The organism is Erwinia sp. MYb416, from assembly GCF_037479575.1.
GTDB lineage: Bacteria > Pseudomonadota > Gammaproteobacteria > Enterobacterales > Enterobacteriaceae > Erwinia > Erwinia rhapontici.
Genome location: NZ_JBBGYT010000247.1, coordinates 1 through 313 on the forward strand (window position 1 = coordinate 1; position 313 = coordinate 313).

The following is a 313-nucleotide window of genomic DNA, read 5'->3' on the forward strand; positions in this document are numbered from 1 at the left end:
GTGCAGCAGGCTGGCGCCACGGAGCTGGCGGTGCACGGCCGTACCAAAGAGGACGGCTACCGCGCTGAGGCGATAAACTGGGCGGCGATTGGCGAGATCCGCCAGCGGCTGTCGATCCCGGTGATTGCCAACGGTGAAATCTGGGACTGGCAGAGTGCGCAGGATTGTATGCAGGCCACCGGTTGTGATGCCGTTATGATCGGGCGCGGCGCGCTGAATGTGCCCAATCTCAGCCGGGTGATCAAATACAACGAACCGCGCATGCCGTGGTCGCAGGTCGTTCAGTTGCTGAAAAAGTATGTGCGCCTGGAGA

Annotated in this window: 1 protein-coding gene; it reads left to right on the forward strand. The window is 61.7% G+C overall.

Going from position 1 to position 313, the window contains the following annotated elements; all coding sequences use genetic code 11:
• Positions 1-313, forward strand: a 313-nt coding sequence (locus WH277_RS02290; protein ID WP_339504176.1) for a tRNA-dihydrouridine synthase, incomplete at both ends; no start/stop codon positions are given.